The organism is Leptothoe sp. LEGE 181152 (assembly GCF_032906605.1).
GTDB lineage: Bacteria > Cyanobacteriota > Cyanobacteriia > Phormidesmidales > Phormidesmidaceae > Leptothoe > Leptothoe turfae.
On sequence record NZ_JASATU010000066.1, the window covers coordinates 72,542 to 92,351 of the forward strand.

A 19,810-nucleotide genomic window follows, 5' to 3' on the forward strand; every position below is an offset into this window, starting at 1 on the left:
ACCACAGTTCCCAGGTGAAGTAGGAGTGGATTCAAGATGTATACATCGCCTCCTTCAATAGCGAGTCACCAGTCAAAATTGGCATCTGCTGACATTCGCCAGCTGTGCCAAGCGCAAATTGACCGCCTAAGCGAGAAGTTATCAGCTTTAGACGTTTGGCTAGTTCGTTGGGATCAGCTTGAAAATAGGCGCGATATGATGTCTTATCGTCGCCATCATGTGATAAACAACGAAATTACGTCGTATCTTGAGCCAGAGCGCTGGATTACTAAGAATTTGCCGTTTTTAGAGCTGATGCCCCTATCCCTCAATTCAAGTGATTCCTGTGCCTATGTGTGTGGTTTGCGTCAAACAGAAACTCAATGTGAGTATCTACTGTTGTGGACCGAAAAGCATATTTCCCATCCACAGCAGACGTTAATTAAGGAGTACGCGCAGCTACTCCAGCAATATCTCATTTTGTATCAAGAGAACCTGCGTCAGCAGGAAAAGATTCAGCTATTAGAGCAGACATTGCAACAGGCTGACCATCAATTGCGTAATCCCCTCTCTTTGATTCAACTCTATGCAGAGACCCTTGCTTTGGGTGCTGAAAACGAAACTCAAAAGGCTCAGGCGGACTGTATTCGTCGAACGTCTGAGACGCTTTTAGCCCATTTAGTAGACTTACTCAACTGTGGTAAACAAGCGTGTCTGAAAAAACGGGACCATGACTTACTCACCTTGTTGAAAAATGCACTCTCCTTATTGCAACCGCAGATTGAGCAAAAGCAGTTGAAGATAGTGTGCCCTGGGCAATCTATTTCTGTTGTTGTTGATGGTTGGCAGTTTGAACAAGTTTTGCAAAACTTGCTTGACAATGCCGTGCACTTTAGTAATACGGGCGGGACTATTACCGTTGATTGGCAAATCGCTGACGAGGCGGTGTTGGTGACTGTCAGCGATCAGGGGCCTGGTCTGGAAGATGTGGATATCTCTGAGCTGTTTAGACCGTTTTACTCACAACGATCTGGGGGGACTGGGTTGGGACTGGCGATCGCAAAGAAAATTATTTTGGACCATCAGGGTAGTATTGGAGCTGAAACTCTCCCCCAGGGAGGGGCTCAATTTTCGATTTTTCTGCCACGCCCATAACTTACTTGTTTTTTGAATGCTCCCTTCATATGTTTTTCAGTATTAGGTACATTCTCAATGACTGATGCTGTTTCTGTTTTATTAGTTGATGACAATGTTGACTTTAGGCAAGGTTTGCGTACCTTGCTGGGGTTTTATGTCGATGGGCCTGCTAAGTTTGAGGTCGTGGCAGAAGCTGCATCGGTGGCGCAAGCCATTGAGATGGTTGAGGCCCATAATCCTGTCATCACGCTGCTAGATATGGAGTTAGACCAGGGGACTGGCATTGAGGTATTACGGCAGCTGAAAACCTTGGGGGCAGATACGCGCGTACTGAGTCTGTCGGCCCATCGAGAAGATAAATGGATCTTTCAAGCTATGCAGGCTGGAGCCAAGGGCTACGTCGCCAAGGATAAGCTAGGCAGCCAGCTCTATGAAGCCATACGAACAGTACTGCAGGATGAAGTGTATCTTGATCCTGCGTTAGCCAGTGGTTTTTTTCGGTTATTTCATGCCACTTCCAGCCCTCTGCCTCAAGTGTCTGAAGATATTCACTTAACAGAGCGAGAACAGGATGTGCTGCATTGGCTGGTGCAAGGGGCCTCGAATGAGACGATTGCAAAACAGTTATATATCACTGTTGCAACAGTGAAAGCCCATCTGACGGCCATTTTTGAGAAGCTTAAAGTGCGTAGCCGAACCCAGGCAATTGTGAAGGCGATCAAGCTGGGATTGGTGAAGGCTTAGGTTGGAGAGTTGTGAATTTTGAGTTGATGATGGTTTAACGGGTGTGAGCAAAGTAGATAAAAAGTAGATAATGATGACTCAACACTGAGCCTTTAAAACTCAAACCGTCTTCTTGCTATCCGTGCATTCTACTTTTTACAATTTTCTGTCTCGACTGCGACGTTCCTATCAAAACTTCCTGAGCTTGCTGGGGAATACCCCCCGGCTCGTGCGGCTAGTATGGTCGGCGTCTCCAGGTTGGCTGATGCTCAGTATTAGCATCACTCTGGTCAATGCGTTAATACCAACGGCCCAGCTTTATGTGAGTAAGCTGATTGTTGATCAAGTGGTGTCGATTCTGGCCAGTGGTACGGCTGATTTTACAGCTTATCTGTTGTTCCTGGTGATAGCAGGATTTAGTCTGTTGCTGTTGCAAGAAGTGCTGAATAAACTCAATAGCTATGTGAGCCGAGTGCTGAGCGATCAGTTTTTGCTCCATGCCAATGTGCAACTGTTACAGCAGGCGATGCGCCTGGACCTGGCCCATTATGAATCACCTGAGTTCCATGATGTGCTAAATCGGGCGCAGCAAAGTGGCAGTAACTATCCGTTGCGGGTCGTGGAGCTACTATCTCGGCTGTTAGGTTCCATTACCCGGTTGGTGGGACTGCTGGCATTACTATTGCGGTTTAGCTCTGGTGTGATGGGCCTGTTGTTACTCAGTGTGTTGCCGACTTTCTGGGTGGGTATTCGTTACTCCTATCGGCGATTTTGGATGAACCGTCGCCAAACACCGTCTCGTCGTCTGTCAGACTACTTTTACGAGATTCTCACGGCTCCTCAGTATGTCAAAGAAGTGCGGCTGTTTAACCTGGGACAACATATGGTGGAGCAGTACCGCACGATTCGTCATGAATTTAATCAAGAGTCACGGCGGTTGGCGCGGCAGCAGTCGCTAGCCCAGTTGAGCACTGAACTGCTGGGCGCTATTGGATTTTATGGAGCCTATGGTTTAGTGCTATGGCAAACGCTACAGGGGATGGTGACCCTGGGTGATCTCACGCTATACACAGGTGCATTTCAACAGGCCCAGGGATTAATTGAGTCCACTCTCCTGAGTCTTGCCACCCTCTATGAATACAATCTCTACGTGTCACAGTATTTTGAGCTGTTGGATATCTCTCCCCAGGTGGTCAGTCCTCGTCACCCTAACCCCTTTCCCAAACCCATGGAACAGGGGTTGCGGTTTCAGGATGTGTACTTTACCTACCCAGGGGCAGAACAGCCCACACTACAGGGGATTAATCTGACGGTTGCCCCAGGGGAGTGTATTGCGCTGGTGGGGCTGAATGGCTCTGGGAAGACAACCTTATTAAAACTGCTGACCCGTCTTTACGACATTGAGCAAGGGCAAATTATCATCGATAATATTCCGTTGCAAAAATTTTCTCTCAGCGAACTGCGTAGTCAAATTGGCATTATGTTTCAAGACTTTGCACGCTATGCCTTGAATGTGCAAGACAATATTGGATTTGGTAACTTGCCCCAGCGACAGAATATTGATTTAGTGGCTCAAGCCGCCCAGGGAGCTGGTGCCACCGAGGTTATTGAGCGGCTAGAAGAGGGCTATCACACTATTCTTGGCAAAATGTTTTCAGGGGGTGTGGATCTTTCCGGGGGGCAGTGGCAAAAAATTGGTCTGGCGCGGGCATTTATGAGTGATGCCCAAATTTTGATTTTAGATGAACCGACAGCGGCGGTGGATGCGATCGCAGAGCATGATCTTTTCCAGCGTTTTCGGCAGCTGACCCAGGGCAAAATGACCTTCCTGGTCAGCCATCGGTTTTCCACCGTGCGCATGGCTGACCGCATTGTTGTGTTAGAGCAGGGGCAAATCATCGAAGTGGGCACCCACGACCAGCTCATGGCCCAACAAGGGCGCTATGCTGAAATGTTTGACCTCCAAGCCGAGAGCTATTTGGGTGAGGCAAAATAATCCAATCGGCCCCAATGTCGGAGCGTTCCATGGAATGCCCCGACATTGGGCGATGCCCTCGCCCCGTATAATAAGTTCCCATGGAAATCATCTTTGTCCTTGTCGACCCCGAAGAACCGGAAAATATTGGCGCAGCAGCCCGTGCGATGCATACCATGGGCTACAACGCTTTACGTTTAGTACGACCCCAGGCCGATTACCTGGGTGAAAAGGCCTTTGCCCTGGCCCACGGCTCTCAGCATGTGCTCAAAACCGCTCAGGTATATGAAAATCTGGGGGATGCGATCGCAGATTGCGACTTTGCCTGTGCAACCACCGCCCGCCACCGCTACGAAAAACACCACTACACCTCCGTGCGAGACCTCCCCTCCCATCTGCAAGCAAAGGGAGAATGGCTGCATCGAGTGGCCATTGTTTTTGGTGGGGAGCGCTCCGGACTGAAGTCTGCCGATATTGAAGCCTGTGATCTGCTAACAACCATTCCCCAGCATCAGCTACAGCCGTCCTTGAATCTCGCCCAGGCCGTAATGGTGTATAGCTTTGTGCTGTCAGCTGAGCAGACCCAGGTACAGATTACGGATCAACGGCTGAATAGTGAGCCGATGCCTGCTGCAGAATATGCCAGCCTTAAACAACTGTTACAGCAACTAATGACACGGGTGAGTTTACCAGAACGCTATCAAAGCTATGTCATGCATGGTATTGCCCGCTTAGACCGTGAGGATCTCTATGTTATCCATAAGCTGAGATCGGCGTTCAACCACGCCTTAGATCAGGCCCTCACTGGGCAAGAAACCCCGTAAAAATTAAGGGCAGCAATATCAACAGAAAGCCAATAAACAACAGCGTTGCCGGGTCAATGTCAATGACAGGAGGCTTCTTAGACATGGTTCTGATGGTGATGATTTAATGATCTGAGGGTACTGCATGTTAGCTGTCCTCAACAATTCATCTGTTGGCATGCCCATGGTCTGGGGTGTTGACGTCCCTAGCTAGCAGGTGATTTATGAAAAACTACGGATAAATTTGGCCCAGTTTTGCCACCTTGATCCATGATGGAATGGTCTAGGAGTGAGACATTTATGGTGCATCAGAAAAACGGTCTGCTTAGCGATGATGCCTTAACCCGCCCCTGGGATGGGGCCAGTTATGAGTGTTCAATTGCGGTGATTGGGGGTTCAACAGCTGCCTATATGGCTGCTTTGACCGCCCTTAAGCTCAAATTAGATGTGTGTTTGGTGCAGCCCCAGCGAATGGTGGGGGGCCAGTTTACCGCCCAGGCATTGCCCGCATCTGACGATGGGGACCTACTGCGCCACAAGGCCGATCTGACCACGCTGAATGGAGAAGAATTTGCCATTTCCAAAAGCCAACGCCTGTTCCGTCGACGACAGCGACAGTTACAGCCTGTGGCCGGTCAGATTGTAGAGGATCCAGGTGGCTCGTGGGTATGTCCCCTCTCGACTACCCCAGTGGCGGCGTCAACGGCCTTAAATGAAAAGCTATTGCCCTATCTAAAGTCCGGCAAGCTCACCCTAATTCCCTATGCTGAGCCCACTTCATTAGTGCTGGCAGCGGCCAGTAACGAGACGAGTGTGCGCCGTGTGACCGGGGTGATGTGTCAAGACACCAAAACCAAGCATGGGTTTACGGTGTATGCCAAAGTCGTGGTAGAAGCCACTGATTTAGGCGATCTGCTAGAGGTGGGCGATGTACCCTCACGGGTGGGACAAGAGGCCCGCAGCGAAACAGACGAAGCAATTTTGCCAGAGGACGCCCGACCCCAGTGCCAACAGTCATTTACCTTTGATGTGTTAGTGGAACGTACGCAGCCTGGAAAAGGGGTGCCCATTGGTATGCCAACAGAATACGGACGGGTACCATGGCTCAACCTACAAGAATTTACTGGAGACTTTTGGGTCCGCAAAAACACAGTTTGGAAAAAACGCGATTTCTTTAATGCGTTTGGTATTTTTCGCTATCGTCGCTTGTTACGACGTTCTCTGTACAAAAAAACAATCTCCCCTGGCGATGTGGCCGTGATTAATTGGGGAACATCGAGCCACCCGGAGCGGGGTCAGTGCTGTGGTAATGACTATCGCACTGGCTACCTGGTGGGGCTTGATCGCTCAGAGCGACAACAACAGATTGCCCGGGCACGTACCCGAGCGCAGGCCTATATTCACTACTTGCAAACCAATGGCTCACCTGATCTCAAACCCCGAGGAGATCTCACCTGGACCAAGGATGGCATTGCCCTGGAACCCTACATTCGAGAGGCCCGTCGAGGCATTGCTATGACCACCATTCGCCATGAAGACGTGGCTGCTAGCTTTTTTCCGAATCAGGCACGTGCCCGTACTTTTAACGATACGCTGGGCATTGGTCAATATCACTACTTAGACCTCCATGGCAATCTGGTGGATGGTCATGTGAGCCCTACCGGGAAGGATGTCATTGCCTTACCCTTCACTTTACCAGCGGGGGCACTGGTTCCTATCAATACAGATGGCTTAGTTTTATCAGCTAAAAGTATTGGCACCACCCACATTACCAATGCCGCCTATCGGATGCACCCGGTGGAATGGGCGATTGGTGAGGCCGGTGGCTTTTTGGCAGCCTTTAGTGTGTGGACTGGAAAACAACCTCGTGAGATTGTTCGGAATGAGTCCTTATTACGCAAGCTACAGGGCTTTTTGACCCGCAATGGTATTCCCATTGTATGGTTTGATGATGTAGCCCATACGGACCAAGATTTTGAAGCCATTCAGGTAATGGCAGCGGCGGGAATCGTCAATAGCGAGAATGAGAAAAACCTGCATTTTCGCCCCTATGCCAGCGTTAGCCGTGCGGTTGTTTGTACAGCCTTAGTTAGTCTCTTAGGGCTAGAAAAAAATACTCCAGCTCAGCCATCTTTCAGAGATGTACAACCTGGCCAGCACTGGGCCTATAGCAATATTGAAACCCTTAAGGCCCAAAATATGGTGGCGGGTGTGGGGCGGGGGCGGTTTGCTCCAGACCAGGCCATGACTCGTCAGCAGCTGGGCTTCTTAGTCAAAAAAGCAATGCCTAAGCACCATGAAGCCGCCTTTGTCGGTACGCCAAGGGATCGGCGCATTGTTCAGCGTCGAGATCTCTCACGGATATTGTATGCGTTATTGAAAGCTAAGCTCGCGATCTGAACATTTTTTTGATAACAGGACTAGTTGCGCCTTTGTGACGACTAATATCGGCCATTTGCCCGTACTGTTGCCTAATTGAGTGTCCTAAACTCAATTTATAAGTCATAGCCAGAACGAACCATGCCAACTGAACAAATGACAATTTATGTACCCCCTCGGGTGAAGAAGGCAATCAAGCAACTAGCGTGTGATAAAGAACAGTCTATGAATACAGTTGTTGTTGAAGCGCTAGAATTGGCAATTGCCGCCTGGTCTGCTCAAAATGTTTAATAGACACCTAGCGTAAAAATGCCATGTAAGCTTAATTCTGGGCTCAGTTAGTTAACAACTCTGGGCCTAGTTAAACGATACTGTGTTTAGCTAGCAACAAACTTGTGTTCTATAAGTGAGAGCAAGGAGTAAAAGAGATGCACCCTAAATGGTTTGTGTCCTGCTCATAAGAGCTGCTTGTTGGTAGTACACTCTGAGTCCGAGCTCAGATGGCTTACTGAGCTTTTTACGCTTGTTAATAATAATAGGAGAAAACGATCTCCTGTAAACCCTCATGTCCGTTATTCTGAGCATTCTTTATGGTTGCCTAAAGTAACTAGATGTAATGTCTAGGAACTATGAAGTGTTACTAAGAGATTTGCTGTTGATACCATGGGTGAGCATTCTCTCGTATTGTTGTATATTCTTCTGCGGACATTTTATCCAGGTTCTTGAGAATACAGTTCATCCGACCCTGGGTTTGCATAACATGTCTCGATGGCGGTGCGTTGCTTAGGGGGGATACTGACGCCCTTTACAGGGTCGCTCTTTTGTATACATTTTTTAACTTATGGTGTTTGGATGAGCACGCGCTAGTATTTGCGTAGTAATAATCCGCGAATTTAAAGTTACAGTTTGCGATGCGCGTATACAAAGCGGGAGGTTGATCCTATGGGTGCATCTGATGCGGCCCCCTGTGTTTTACTAGTGGAGGCCAATGAAGAATTGGCCCAGGATGTCAGTAACGATCTGCGTGAGTCCGGTTACATTCCGTTGGTAGCGACCACGATAGATTCAGGCATTAAGGAAGTTCAAACTCGTCACCCGGCGCTGATTGTGGTCAATCGGATGTTGGCGGGCGAGTCGGGATTAGACCTGTGTCAGCAGTTGCGATCGCAAGGTGATCGTACCCCCATGCTGCTACTGATGGCTCGTGACAACCTGGACGACCGGGTGGCCTGTATTGAGTCTGGGGCCGACGATTATTTTCTCAAACCCTACCGCAGCGATGAATTTCTAGCCTTGGTCAGCGCGTATTTACAGCCTAGTGAGTACGGTGTTGAACAGTTAGTGTTTGGTGAGCTTACCCTCAACATCACCAACCGTCAGGCCATGCGCAGCAGCCGGGTCATTGACCTGACCATGAAAGAATTTGAGCTGCTCAAATATTTAATGGAGCACCCTCGCGAAGTCTTGACCCGCGAACAGATTCTAGAAAATGTGTGGGGCTACAACTTCATGGGTGAATCCAACGTGATTGAAGTGTATATTCGCTATTTGCGCTTAAAAATCGATGGAGAAGGCGAAAAGCGCTTAATCCAAACCGTTCGCGGCGTTGGATACGTATTACGTGAAACGTAGGGTGGGCAAATCTGGTAGGGGCATACTCTTGTGGGTGCCCTGAGGTAACCAGGAGCCGAAGGGACATAGCCACGTAGCCTACAAAAATTGTGATGTTCATTAGAGGAAGACAAGCGTGGCCGATTGGCATAAGCAGCAATATTTTCTGTTACCCGCTCTATGTTGTCTGCTGCTGGCCTGTAGTAGCACAGAACCTACAGCTTCCTCTGGCACTTCTGTGACAGACGCTGCCTCTGATTCAATCGTACTCACTGGACCTGGCCAAGTGCTTCCCATTACCGCTCAAGCGACCATTGTCGGTGAAACCTTTGACTTAGAGGTGGCTGCAACCCCGCGCCAGCAACAGCTAGGTCTGATGTTTCGCGAGGCTCTACCCGATAACCGGGGCATGTTATTTCCCTTTAGTCGACCACGACCTGCCCGGTTCTGGATGAAAAATGTGCCCGTGGGGCTGGATATGGTGTTTTTATATCGAGGTGAAGTGCAGGGCATTTTCGAGGCCCCGCCCTGTGGGGCAGACCCTTGCCCTACCTATGGTCCAGGCAATCTGCTGGTGGACAATGTCATTGAGCTGCGCCTGGGTCGGGCAGCGGAGTTGGGGTTAAAAGAAGGTGATCAAGTTGAGATCACGTTTTTGGCGGGGGAATAGGCTTAGAGGTTTTGTCAAAAGGCAAACTTGGTTGGAGGCCCCCACCCCCCAATAATGGGGGCTTCAGCAATTTAATTTCCTTAGGATTTATCATCGTTAGGGAACTCAAAGCCCCCCAACATATAGCCCAAGGGGCATTCAAGAAAGGGGGATTTAGGGAGCCTGGACAACTGAAAGCATTAGCATTTTGCCGAGACCATTGCTCTACCGCAATACCTGGCTTGCCGCCGATACGCCGCTGCCGGGGGCAAAGCCTTCATACCCGAGGATTTGTAGCGTCGTTTCTAGGGACGCGATGGTGGTGAGGATGTCGCGATCGCACACAAACCCCAAGTGTCCAATTCTGAAGATCTTGCCCTTCAGATGGTCCTGACCGCCTGCTAGAGCAATGTCAAACTGCTTGCGCATAGTGGACCGAATATCCTCAGAATTCACAACGTCACCAGGGATGACGGAAGTGACTGCGGGGCTGCTGTAATCATCGGGAGCCAGCAGTGGCAGCCCCAGAGCCTTCATTGCCGCACGGCAAGCCTGCTTCTGACGTTCGTGGCGAGCAAAGATATTTTCCAGTCCTTCTGCCTTCATCATTTCCAGAGCGGCCTGGAGGCCAAAGTACAGGTTGACCGGTGGGGTAAAGGGCGTGCTGTTTTTGGCAAAGGATTTCCGGTACTTACCCAGGTCCATATAGAACTTAGGCAGCGTAGCATTCCCATAGGCAGCCCAGGCTTTTTCACTGACGGAGACAAAACCCATGCCAGGGGGGAGCATAAAGCCTTTCTGAGAACCGGAAGCAACCACATCTAGACCCAGCTCATCCACCTTCAGATCGTAGGACGCCAGACTGGTCACAGCATCGACAATGATGATGGCTTCACCATGGGCTTTGACGTGCTCATTGATAGCTTCTACGGGGTTGAGCACACCGCTGGAAGTTTCGCTGTGGGTGACGATGACGGCCTTGATCGCCTTGTCAGTATCGGCGGTCAGGGCTGCGCCAAAGTCCTCCGGCTTTAAGGGGACACCCCAGTCTTCTTGAATGACTTGTACATCCAGGCCAAAGGCTTTAGAAATCTGGGCCCAGCGATCGCCAAACTTACCGTTACTACCTACCAGGACCTTATCGCCAGCGCTGAGGAAGTTGATAATGCCTGCTTCGACAACGCCGGTACCACTGGCGCATAGGGTTAAGACTTCATTCTTGGTTTGGAATAACCACTGCAGACCTTCGTTGATTTCGCCGATGATTTTGCTAAAGTCGCCGCTGCGGTGGCCGATGGGGTGTTTGCCCATCGCTTGGAGGACCTTCTCGGGCACCGGTGTGGGTCCCGGAATCATGAGCATTGCTTTATTATCCATGGGGTTGGGAGAGCATATCAAAAGTGCATTCCCCAGAATCGCATAAGTTCTGACGTACCTTGCTGCATTTTTGATGTGTTGTAAGGTTTGGGTGCGATCGCAAACGGCACAATCGACGTTGTCCCTTGAGTGGACAGCCATCAATTAGCGCTAGGTTTTGAATCTGGTGCGGGATTATGGCCCCTGACCGATCTTTGAATATATAAGCGTTAGTGGAAGATGACGTACCGTCAAATTGACTTGTTGCAACTTGAAATAGTCAGCAAAATATAGGGATTGCTCCCCCTAACATCGCCATGGAAACTACTTTGCAACAGCTGACGGCTCAACCTTTGACTGCTGAATTGTTTCGGCCCTTTGGGCAGGTGCTACGCCCCCAGTGGGATGGTAAATCCTATGATTCTGAGGAGGCTCAACTAAAACTGGACGGGGGTATTCCGCGTTTTTACATCATGCAGCTAGAGCGTAAAGGTAGGCGGTTTGATCAGATTACGCGGCATTTGGCCTGTACGCAGTGTTTGGGTTCGCTGGAGGGAAAAGAGTGGCTCATGGCAGTGGCTCCTGCCTGTGAGGGCAGTGCACCGGACCCGGAGCAAATTCGAGCGTTTAAGATTCCTGGAGATTGTTTTATTAAACTTGAAGTGGGCACCTGGCATGCAGGACCTTTGTTTGAGACAGATGTGATTAATTTCTATAACCTAGAACTAAGTGATACAAATATTGTGGATCACGATACGTGCAATTTAAGTCAGACCTATAGGATGAGTTTTGAGATTGTTGAATAGCGGTCAAAATCGTAACAAGGTGGTTTGATTTTGATTTGGGTATAATTTGGGCAAGCCCTTAAGTAGGTTTGGAGTAGTGTGATGACCACCAAAGAGTTAATTTTGCGAGAGTTGGAGCAGCTACCTGAAACGCTTTTAAAGGCTGTGCTGGACTTTTTGATTCTTTTAAGGCCAAAGCAAACTCAGGCTGCAAACGATAAACCATGGATGCAGTTTGTAGGCATTTTGGATGATGCTGAGGCTAAAGATATTCAAGAGGTTATCACTCAGGAATTTGAACAGGTTGATTTAAATGCGTGGTGAAATCGCCTTGGATACTTCAGTAGCGATTCAGCTGCTTAACGGTAACGAGGCTGTTGTTGAAAAAGTGAGTCAGCTATCCAATGTTCTTTTACCGTTGCCTGTTGTTGGCGAGTTGTTGTTTGGAGCTGAGAACTCTGGTAGGCCACTTAAAAATCTAGCTCGGTATTTACAGTTTATCGAAGCGTGTACTGTGGTTCCTATGTCCCGTGAGACAGCGCTTTGTTACTCACAGGTACGGCTGAGCCTCAAGCGAAAGGGTAAACCCATTCCCGAGAATGATGTTTGGATTGGTGCTCAATCGTTGGAAAATCAATGGACTCTGGTAACTCGAGATAAGCATTTTGAGCATATTGATGGTATTCAAATTGCTTCTTGGTAAAACAAGCTTTTCTATTAACTTCCAGATGTTTTTTGTAAGGCAAATTTTTCAAGTAAAACTTTGCTCGGTCTGTTAGATAGAGATACTAATTTGTTAGCTAAAGCCACTGGCACAATAGCATCGTCATACATATCGCATTTCAACTTCTGGATACTTACCAAAATAGGCTCAAGTTTTTGATAATCCTCTCTGCGTGGCTCCATTACTTGAGTAACTTTTTATTCTCATTATCCTAAGTAAATTCAAGGGTTTTCAATCTAGACCTTGAGCTACATCACCTAAATACTTCTGAACAAATGTTTCAGCGGCCTCTGAGTTAAGTGTTCGTAGCGCTTTAACAATATCCACCAACGTCTCAGAGGTAGGATCACGCATCTCATGTACCCAACGATACACATTTGTACGCTCGATACCCAATGTGGCAGCGAGGCTGTATTGACTAATGTCGTAGGTTTCTAAAACCTGCTTTAAAACACGTCCAGCTTTTCCCATGACACACATCGTGTCAGAGGATCATGCACCACAAAAGTATACCTACTAGTTGACGTATACCTAGTAGACAACTAAATTAAAAGCGTGAACCATTAGGTATGTGTGTCGACTATGCAACTCCGAAGCTTTGTAGCCTTGTCTGATCCTGCTATTTCTCCTGAGTCAGTTCTCCAGCTCTACTCAGTTCCCAAACCTGATCGCGAGCCCGTCAAAATCCTTATCATCGGTTCCCAGGCCGCCGTCAACACCATCATCCACAGCCTTCACCATCACCACTTTGCCGACCCCTATAGCCCAAGGGGCATGCGCTAAAGCGTAGCGAATGGACTCAGTTTTTACCCACCGACCGCCCCATTCAGCCCCAATCCGGCGAATCTATGCGGGCACTGGTGAAGCATTTGCCCCGTTAGTAGACTATTAAAAGCTTTTCGCTAAACACCCTATGGTTCGCTGGTTTAACACAACAGGTCCCTGTGATACCGAGATTCACTACACCGTGACATCCAGTAGCCGTTTACCAAATCTAGAACGCCTCATCGCTCAGCGCAACTATTTTGTCCTCCATGCCCCCCGGCAAGTGGGTAAAACGACCGCTATGCTTGCCCTGGCTAAAAAACTAACCGACTCAGGGCAGTATGCCGCCCTGGTCGTCTCCGCAGAACTAGGGGCTCCCTTTTCAGACGATCCAGGAGTGACCGAGCTAGCCATGCTAAACAGTTAGCGCGGCAATGCCCACATGCACTTACCCAAAGATTGTCAGCCGCCATCCTGGCCAGAATCATCAACGGGGCAACGCATTGAAGCTGCTTTAACAGCTTGGAGTCAGGCGATTCCAAGGCCGCTAGTCCTTTTTATCGACGAAATAGTTTGCCAATGATTGCACCCACCTGGCTGACGGCAGCAGGCCAGCTGGATACTAAAGCGCTGCTAGATGCATTTTTAGCTTTTTGGCGACAGCATGGTGAACCATTGCTCAATAGTGCGGCGTATCACGAAATTGCTCCCCATCTGATGTTGATGGCATTTTTACACCGGGTGGTAAACAGTGGGGGCACATTGGATCGCGAATAAGCCATTGGTAGCGATCGCATGGATCTTTGCCTATGTTATGGCGATATCATCCTGGGTATTGAGCTAAAAGTATGGCGAGACAAAAAGGCTGATCCTCTAGAACAGGGTTTGGAACAGTTAGATCGCTATTTAGCCCGCTTAGATCAAGACCACGGTTGGCTAGTGATCTTTGATCGTCGTACTCAGGCACTCCCCATGGCAGAACGTTTAGCCACAGAAACTATACGGTCAAATGGGCAGCGGTCAATTACCATCATTCGAGCGTAGAGGTTAGAGTAATGAATCGGGTATACCAAACCTGATCACCCCATAGAGGTTCGCCTATCGTCGCTTTGTTATCGATAAAGTAGTTGTGGGGATTGGTGTTTGGCGAGCAAGCGCTGTTAAACAAAACCCTGAGAGCGACTATTCGCCCCCAGGGAACAGGTGCGTTGCAGCAGCTAGAGCTGTTTTGCCGTGACTCTAGCTGCGTAACGTAGACTACCCAATTGGCAGTCTATGTCCTATAGTACGATCATGCCGCTCACTTATGCGCAGATAGTACTAACGCCCGGCCAAGTGCTGGGCTTTTTCTTGTCTGCCTGTGCTTCACGCCCTACAAAAAGACTCCAGGGCTTACTCGTTCCTAAGGGGCAGGTGTGCTATGCAGGTTTTCCGCAGGCTTCAGTCCCGATTGTCGGGATTAGTGTTTGGCGAGCAGTCTCGTTAGGTGATACTCAGATCTTGCACCTGGCGATGAAGCGTCAACCCGCCTTGGACTCAAAGTCGCAAGGCTAACTGGATCGAAACCCACTAAAGGGGTTAAGAGATCGGTAAACGCTATATGTATAGAGCTGCACAGCCAACTTTGTCGCTTTAGCGACAGCACTCGATTAGCGCTCGGTTTTGAACCGGGCGTGGGTCTGAGGCTCGTCTCCAACGTTAGTGCAAGATCTGAGTGATATTGAATTTGTTCGACGGGCGTTTCAGTCCCGATTGTCGGGATTAGTGTTTGGCGAGCTCTGACCAGTGAACGGACCACTGGCACAGAACAATAGTTTCAGTCCCGATTGTCGGGATTAGTGTTTGGCGAGCAGAAGCATGATAAACAGCTCTGGAAAGAGATTGTTGTTTCAGTCCCGATTGTCGGGATTAGTGTTTGGCGAGGAAACAGAAGCCTTAACAAAGTCGATGCAGGCTTGCGTTTCAGTCCCGATTGTCGGGATTAGTGTTTGGCGAGTCTCAGACGGGTTGCCAGAGGAAGGGATGACAACATTAGTTTCAGTCCCGATTGTCGGGATTAGTGTTTGGCGAGCCAGTAAAGGACCGCTCACGCTTGGTTCATTCTTCACGTTTCAGTCCCGATTGTCGGGATTAGTGTTTGGCGAGCTTCAGGGGGCAGGGGAGATACAATCGAATACTTCAGTTTCAGTCCCGATTGTCGGGATTAGTGTTTGGCGAGGCTTGTGTGAGGGCATCCTCTGAGGAGAGTATCTTGTTTCAGTCCCGATTGTCGGGATTAGTGTTTGGCGAGTCCCAAGGGAGTTTAGGGAAGAGCTTGGAGTTCCCGTTTCAGTCCCGATTGTCGGGATTAGTGTTTGGCGAGCAAACTGCAAGGACTGTCCCGTCTCCAGGTCCTCAGTTTCAGTCCCGATTGTCGGGATTAGTGTTTGGCGAGCACAGGAATTTTTGTGTCTTCCTCACCCCCAGGAAGGTTTCAGTCCCGATTGTCGGGATTAGTGTTTGGCGAGCCTGATTATTTAACTGATTAACTCTAATAATTTCAAGTTTCAGTCCCGATTGTCGGGATTAGTGTTTGGCGAGTATATTGTTATTGATTCTAAGTTTTCTTTAGTTTGAGTTTCAGTCCCGATTGTCGGGATTAGTGTTTGGCGAGGCCCGTAGGCCCAAACGCTTATCAGATAAGGCTTCTACCTATAATTTTGGCAAAGGTCAAAACCAAGCAGTAGATTTATCTGATTGCGATCGCAACCCATCCATCTAAGAAACCTAAAACTATTCAATTATCAAGGTTCTAGCCATTTGGCAAGCCCCAAGGGATTTTGCCCTCACTTCAGTTTGCCAAAAAAATCAGAAATCAGGCATTAGCCATTTAGAAAAATTAGCATCACAGAATAATAGCCGTCTCCTGACGCGGTTGCTCAGACCCATAGGTAATCGTCCGCTTAACGGCTCCCGAATCCAAGACATAGACTCTAACAGAATCCTCATCTGGCTTGATCAACGTCTCTACTTGAGTCTGTAACTTAGCAAACTGCATAACTGTCAAAAAACACTCAAACACACTGTACTGAGTCCAGGTACCATAGCCAGATAAGAGCTTATGCAACCGATTACGGCGCTTATTAGCAGCTTTAGAATCAGGTAGGTCGTAAATAATTAGGTAAAAGAGCGTTGTCATTATCGCAACATCAAACCCTTATACTCAATTCCCTCTTGCAAATATTTAGCCAACAATCTTGCCTGTAAAATAATTGCCCGTCGATAGCTACACCGATAACCAAAAACAGGATGCTTAAACTCATCATTCATTTTACGATCAAAAGCCTGCGAAAACGACTTGCGACCATTATCTGATAATCGATAGGCCCCTAAACTCTCAGTAAAATCTTTTTGTTGAATCGCACGATTGTTGATTGCTGCTAGAACCAAGTTATCAGCGATCAATGGGCGAAATTCTTCCATCAGGTCTAGCACCATAGCAGGCTGGCCATGATGAACCTCATGAAGATAACCAATATAGGGATCAAGGCCAGCAATATGGACCGCCGCCGTAACTTGACTGCGTAAAAGCGCATAGGCAAAACTCAACAACGCATTGACCGGATCAGTAGGCGGTCTACGATTGCGTCCTGTAAATTGCCAGGACTTGTCTAACATGTTTGCCCAATTTGCAAAATATTCGCGAGCCGCCAACCCTTCTATCCCACGTACTTTATCCAAGGTTTTCTGTTGATCAACCAATCCCTTGCGTTGTTTTAGTGGATTATCTTTTTGGCCATGGCGATAAAGCACCGCATACTGGTTATGGATTTTGGCAGTAATCATTGCCTTCACCAGGAGTAACCGTTGCTCAGTATCGCGATACATTCCATACTGAGCAAGCCGTAGCTGACCATTCCGTGAGTGGCCAGGCAACGCAGCACCCAAATACTTACCAAAAGTCGATAGATAGTGCACTGGCATGCCTAGCTCTAAGGCATACATTAAAGCATCGCCCGTTACCTGGGGATTACCCATTAACACCACCTGCTCTACAGTCTGAGCAGGAATCGATTGTTTTTTCCACGAACCATCCTCTTGTTTGAGAACAACATTGAAAGCTTCGTACTTTTTGCTAAGAACAGCGTCTGGTTGAGTAATATAAAGAGAAGACATGGTGAAGAATTAGCGGTGGACACTAGCTTGGAGAGATTTGGTCTCCATCGGAAGACAAATTTCCTGAAGGCTGCATGCTTGACATTTTTTGCGATGATCGATGGGGGCAGGAATCGATTGAGTAACGGCTGCTTGAGCATTCGCGATCGCACCCTCTGTTGCCTGTCTTAACGCATCGGTAAAAGCTACATGCTCGCGTCGACGATTAGCATGGTAAAAAATCTCGCCATGGTCAATCGTTCGACCTGTACGTTCTTCGATGCATAGGGCAGCGGCACAGAGCTGAAAGTGATCGCTAAGGTGTTGGCCCATACGACCTTTTTTATATTCGAGGGGAACAAGCTGACCATGGGTTTCTTCGATGGCATCGATTTTGCCGGAGACCATCAGGCGATCGCTCCAGACCCATTGTTGTTGGTAAATGCGCGTATCGCCTTCTTGGCGAATAGTTTCTTCATCAATGTTACGATGGAGGTGACGACCCATAACAAGATGGGCATTGTCTTGCATTTCGCCAAGTTCGTATTCCAGGTAAAACCGGCGAGGACAATATTCCCACGCATTTAGATATGCGAGGGGAAGGAATTGTTCATTCATGATTAGGGTGAAAGAGCAGCGACTAAAATACGCATAAGATCGTCTAAGTCTTCAGGAGCACGATAACTATCAAGCCCCTGCTCGATATGTTTAGTGTTACGGTCGAGCTGACCAAATTGCCAAACTGTTCCGGTTGTTATAGCTCCAAGTAAAATCGATTGTTCTGGGGTTTTCTCCCATTGATCCAGGGCGATCATTTCTGCAACAAGCTGGGTAAATCCGTAGTCTAAATCTTGGCGCTTTGCTTCGATAACAAGTAGTTCTGTTTGGGTTCTGAGTAAATAGTCTAGATAACCTTGAAGTTGGGTACTGACTTTAATGGGGTATTCGATCCGTAACTGGGCTTTTGTGTAATGGACTAACTCGGATACCACACGTGAAATTAGTACTTCGCGTCTTGAAGTTTCGCTGGCTAGGTTTACGTAGGGTAGGATTTCTTCGATGCGATCGCACAGTTCCTGAATCCGGTCTAGTCCACCTGGAAAGCGAGGTAGGTCCAGCCGTTTGCGGCTCAAGGTATAGCCTAGCTCCTGGGCCAGTTCATCAGCCGGTATCTTCAGCTCAAAGATTTTGCTAAAGGTATAAGACTGATCGGGCTTAAGCACCTGAGTCATGCTGTACTCCTTGACTTGCTGTGGGCTTGATCTGGTTTCATTATCGTTGTTTAAGACGGGTTTGGCCCATACCCATGGCGGTTTTACGGCCTACGCCTGCAAAATAGGCAAAGTGGGCCAATATATTGGCAATCCGAGCTTGCTCTGGATCGGGAAAGTTATATTTAACCCAGCCAACTGAGCCGATTTGGGGACCTCCTTCCATTCGAATGGCTTTGGTTTTAAGGTCGTAGGCAGCAACCCAACCATTCCATTGGATTTTGGGAAAGGCTAAGGCTTCTGGGGCAAAGGTGTTCCAGCGTTTGAGGAGGCTACCGAAGACGCTATGGGCTAAAGGAAAGGGTTGAATGTGTTGGTCTTGTTTGAAGCTGGTGGGAGAGAGAAATTCAAGGGTAATGTCCTGACCAAGACTGGGGGCTTTCGCTAAAAGTGAATACTGGGAAGAGCCGACATGAGGATGACTTCCTGGCATGGCATATATTGCCTTGATGGAAAACGGGAAATCTACCATGACAACTTTCCCTAGTCCATGATTTTCTAGTCCCTTTAGTAGGGGTGAAATCAGGTCTCCATGCAAAATGCCTGCTCTTAAGGTGAATTCATCACCCGCCTTGACAAAGTTTTTTTTACGGCGATGCCCAATCAGCCCTGAAATACTCAGGGGGGCTCCCTGGATGTTATGCACTTGACTACCCAACTCAGGATCCGCATTACTTAGCCAGGTCATAATCTGAGCATGGGTGGCACGGTTTAGGTTTCTGGGTAAGGCACCTTGTTTTGATGCGACTAGTTGTATTGCGATCGCATGCAAATTATCTGATTCACTAAGCTGTGGCAGCATATCCAACTCCATAGGCTAAATCAGCCGGTAATTTTTTTCCGTCAGGCAATTGCCAGTAGGCTCCTTCTAGCTGGGCCTGACTCACCAGGCTCACAGGTGGCATCACAATGCGGTCATAGAGCTTTAGCTGGGTCTGTGGTGGTAAATCCATAGGGTTCAAAGGATGAGTACAGAGGAAGGTTCCTTGTTTTCGCTCGATATCAGCCAGAGGAAAATATTGCACATGGATTTTCCCAGCCCATTTTCCTAACCGAATCCATCGAGGTAGAGTCTTTATCTCTAGCGCTTGAGGTGAGATTAAATATGTGCGGTAGGTACTCCCCACCGCTAGCTCTTTGGCACGACCAAAATTGATTGGATAGTTACGCTTGGCTCCTTTGGCACCAAACTGTTTAGACTGGCCATAATAGGCAACCTGAGCCGCCTTAAACGTATTCACTTGATAGCTCCACCGCAATGGTTTTGCAGGAAAGAGATACAGCCCTGAACCATTCAATTGCAATAGATTTTGCTCATGGTCTGGATCAAGATAGCCTGGTTGTTGGGCTGTCTTACCCTGCATCCGATAGGGACGGGGAATGTGAGTTTCTGAGAAAAAAGCATAGGTTAATGCCCAATTATGTAAGTACTTCTCAGTTTCATAGAGTGTCCCCATTTCACGGGTGGCAAAAAAAACATTGTCATGGAGTGTGAGATTGCATTGATAAATATGCATGT

At 48.3% G+C, this 19,810-nt stretch carries 21 protein-coding genes, 1 pseudogene and 1 CRISPR repeat array; of the genes and pseudogenes, 14 read left to right on the plus strand and 8 right to left on the minus strand.

Features of this window, described 5'->3' with window-relative positions:
* Positions 1-36 precede the first annotated feature (36 nt).
* The 8 genes from QGP82_RS30945 (at position 37) to QGP82_RS30980 (ending at position 9,277) form a co-directional block, all read left to right on the plus strand.
* Positions 37-1,134, plus strand: coding sequence for a sensor histidine kinase (locus tag QGP82_RS30945; protein WP_499061944.1), 1,098 nt, complete (start codon positions 37-39; stop codon positions 1,132-1,134).
* 57 nt (positions 1,135-1,191) lie between these two features.
* On the plus strand, positions 1,192-1,860 hold the full coding sequence (locus QGP82_RS30950) for a response regulator (protein ID WP_163700080.1): 669 nt from the start codon (positions 1,192-1,194) through the stop codon (positions 1,858-1,860).
* A 121-nt stretch (positions 1,861-1,981) separates the two neighbouring features.
* Entirely contained in the window at positions 1,982-3,835 is a 1,854-nt protein-coding gene (locus QGP82_RS30955; RefSeq protein WP_499061945.1) for an ABC transporter ATP-binding protein, read from the plus strand.
* An 80-nt stretch (positions 3,836-3,915) separates the two neighbouring features.
* Positions 3,916-4,638: an RNA methyltransferase gene (locus tag QGP82_RS30960; protein ID WP_490793320.1), complete on the plus strand. Its 723-nt coding sequence runs from the start codon at positions 3,916-3,918 to the stop codon at positions 4,636-4,638.
* 279 nt (positions 4,639-4,917) lie between these two features.
* Positions 4,918-7,017, plus strand: coding sequence for an FAD-dependent oxidoreductase (locus QGP82_RS30965; RefSeq protein ID WP_499061946.1), 2,100 nt, complete (start codon positions 4,918-4,920; stop codon positions 7,015-7,017).
* A gap of 120 nt (positions 7,018-7,137) precedes the next feature.
* Positions 7,138-7,287 carry a hypothetical protein gene (locus QGP82_RS30970; RefSeq protein WP_006518404.1) on the plus strand — a complete coding sequence of 50 codons (150 nt, stop codon included), beginning with the start codon at positions 7,138-7,140 and terminating at the stop codon, positions 7,285-7,287.
* A gap of 651 nt (positions 7,288-7,938) precedes the next feature.
* A complete protein-coding gene (nblR, locus tag QGP82_RS30975) occupies positions 7,939-8,628 on the plus strand; it encodes a response regulator transcription factor NblR (RefSeq protein WP_006518405.1) in 690 nt (229 codons plus the stop codon).
* Positions 8,629-8,743: 115 nt separating this feature from the next.
* Positions 8,744-9,277, plus strand: coding sequence for a DUF192 domain-containing protein (locus QGP82_RS30980; protein WP_163671351.1), 534 nt, complete (start codon positions 8,744-8,746; stop codon positions 9,275-9,277).
* Between the two features lie 204 nt (positions 9,278-9,481).
* Here the strand turns inward: QGP82_RS30980 and QGP82_RS30985 are convergent, their stop codons facing one another.
* A complete protein-coding gene (locus tag QGP82_RS30985; RefSeq protein ID WP_163671352.1) occupies positions 9,482-10,633 on the minus strand; it encodes a pyridoxal-phosphate-dependent aminotransferase family protein in 1,152 nt (383 codons plus the stop codon).
* Positions 10,634-10,929: 296 nt separating this feature from the next.
* On the opposite strand from QGP82_RS30985, the gene QGP82_RS30990 reads away from it, so the two are divergent.
* The 3 genes from QGP82_RS30990 (at position 10,930) to QGP82_RS31000 (ending at position 12,100) form a co-directional block, all read left to right on the plus strand.
* Positions 10,930-11,418 (plus strand): ureidoglycolate lyase, encoded by a 489-nt coding sequence (locus QGP82_RS30990; RefSeq protein WP_163696331.1) that lies wholly within the window; start codon positions 10,930-10,932, stop codon positions 11,416-11,418.
* An 81-nt stretch (positions 11,419-11,499) separates the two neighbouring features.
* Positions 11,500-11,721 carry a hypothetical protein gene (locus QGP82_RS30995; protein ID WP_163696329.1) on the plus strand — a complete coding sequence of 74 codons (222 nt, stop codon included), beginning with the start codon at positions 11,500-11,502 and terminating at the stop codon, positions 11,719-11,721.
* Complete coding sequence (locus QGP82_RS31000; protein WP_163696328.1) at positions 11,711-12,100, plus strand: type II toxin-antitoxin system VapC family toxin; 390 nt, start codon at positions 11,711-11,713, stop codon at positions 12,098-12,100. Before QGP82_RS30995 ends, QGP82_RS31000 begins: the two co-directional genes overlap by 11 nt.
* A 252-nt stretch (positions 12,101-12,352) precedes the next feature.
* Here the strand turns inward: QGP82_RS31000 and QGP82_RS31005 are convergent, their stop codons facing one another.
* Positions 12,353-12,592 (minus strand): helix-turn-helix domain-containing protein, encoded by a 240-nt coding sequence (locus QGP82_RS31005; protein WP_163696326.1) that lies wholly within the window; start codon positions 12,590-12,592, stop codon positions 12,353-12,355.
* Between the two features lie 111 nt (positions 12,593-12,703).
* Between QGP82_RS31005 and QGP82_RS31010 the strand changes: the two genes are divergently transcribed.
* From QGP82_RS31010 to QGP82_RS31020, 3 genes and pseudogenes are all read left to right on the plus strand, one after another.
* The gene (locus tag QGP82_RS31010) at positions 12,704-12,904 is read left to right on the plus strand and encodes a hypothetical protein (RefSeq protein ID WP_499061947.1); all 201 of its coding nucleotides are present in this window, start codon (positions 12,704-12,706) and stop codon (positions 12,902-12,904) included.
* A 130-nt stretch (positions 12,905-13,034) separates the two neighbouring features.
* Positions 13,035-13,930, plus strand: a pseudogene (locus QGP82_RS31015) (hypothetical protein).
* A 249-nt stretch (positions 13,931-14,179) separates the two neighbouring features.
* The gene (locus tag QGP82_RS31020; protein WP_499061948.1) at positions 14,180-14,440 is read left to right on the plus strand and encodes a hypothetical protein; all 261 of its coding nucleotides are present in this window, start codon (positions 14,180-14,182) and stop codon (positions 14,438-14,440) included.
* 185 nt (positions 14,441-14,625) lie between these two features.
* A CRISPR array of direct repeats spans positions 14,626-15,539; the repeat unit is 37 nt; unit sequence GTTTCAGTCCCGATTGTCGGGATTAGTGTTTGGCGAG.
* 231 nt (positions 15,540-15,770) lie between these two features.
* Here the strand turns inward: QGP82_RS31020 and cas2 are convergent.
* The 6 genes from cas2 to cas5d are packed head-to-tail and all read right to left on the minus strand — an operon-like array spanning position 15,771 to position 19,808.
* Positions 15,771-16,064: a CRISPR-associated endonuclease Cas2 gene (gene cas2, locus QGP82_RS31025; RefSeq protein ID WP_163671356.1), complete on the minus strand. Its 294-nt coding sequence runs from the start codon at positions 16,062-16,064 to the stop codon at positions 15,771-15,773.
* Complete coding sequence (gene cas1d / locus QGP82_RS31030) at positions 16,064-17,041, minus strand: type I-D CRISPR-associated endonuclease Cas1d (RefSeq protein WP_499061949.1); 978 nt, start codon at positions 17,039-17,041, stop codon at positions 16,064-16,066. Before cas1d ends, cas2 begins: the two co-directional genes overlap by 1 nt.
* A gap of 9 nt (positions 17,042-17,050) precedes the next feature.
* Positions 17,051-17,638: a CRISPR-associated protein Cas4 gene (gene cas4 / locus QGP82_RS31035; RefSeq protein ID WP_499061950.1), complete on the minus strand. Its 588-nt coding sequence runs from the start codon at positions 17,636-17,638 to the stop codon at positions 17,051-17,053.
* A gap of 2 nt (positions 17,639-17,640) precedes the next feature.
* Positions 17,641-18,252, minus strand: a complete 612-nt coding sequence (locus tag QGP82_RS31040) for a hypothetical protein (protein ID WP_499061951.1) — start codon at positions 18,250-18,252, stop codon at positions 17,641-17,643.
* Positions 18,253-18,292: 40 nt separating this feature from the next.
* Positions 18,293-19,093 (minus strand): CRISPR system precrRNA processing endoribonuclease RAMP protein Cas6, encoded by an 801-nt coding sequence (gene cas6 / locus QGP82_RS31045; protein WP_250565576.1) that lies wholly within the window; start codon positions 19,091-19,093, stop codon positions 18,293-18,295.
* Positions 19,077-19,808 carry a type I-D CRISPR-associated protein Cas5/Csc1 gene (gene cas5d / locus QGP82_RS31050; RefSeq protein WP_499061952.1) on the minus strand — a complete coding sequence of 244 codons (732 nt, stop codon included), beginning with the start codon at positions 19,806-19,808 and terminating at the stop codon, positions 19,077-19,079. Before cas5d ends, cas6 begins: the two co-directional genes overlap by 17 nt.
* Between the last annotated feature and the right edge of the window lie 2 nt (positions 19,809-19,810).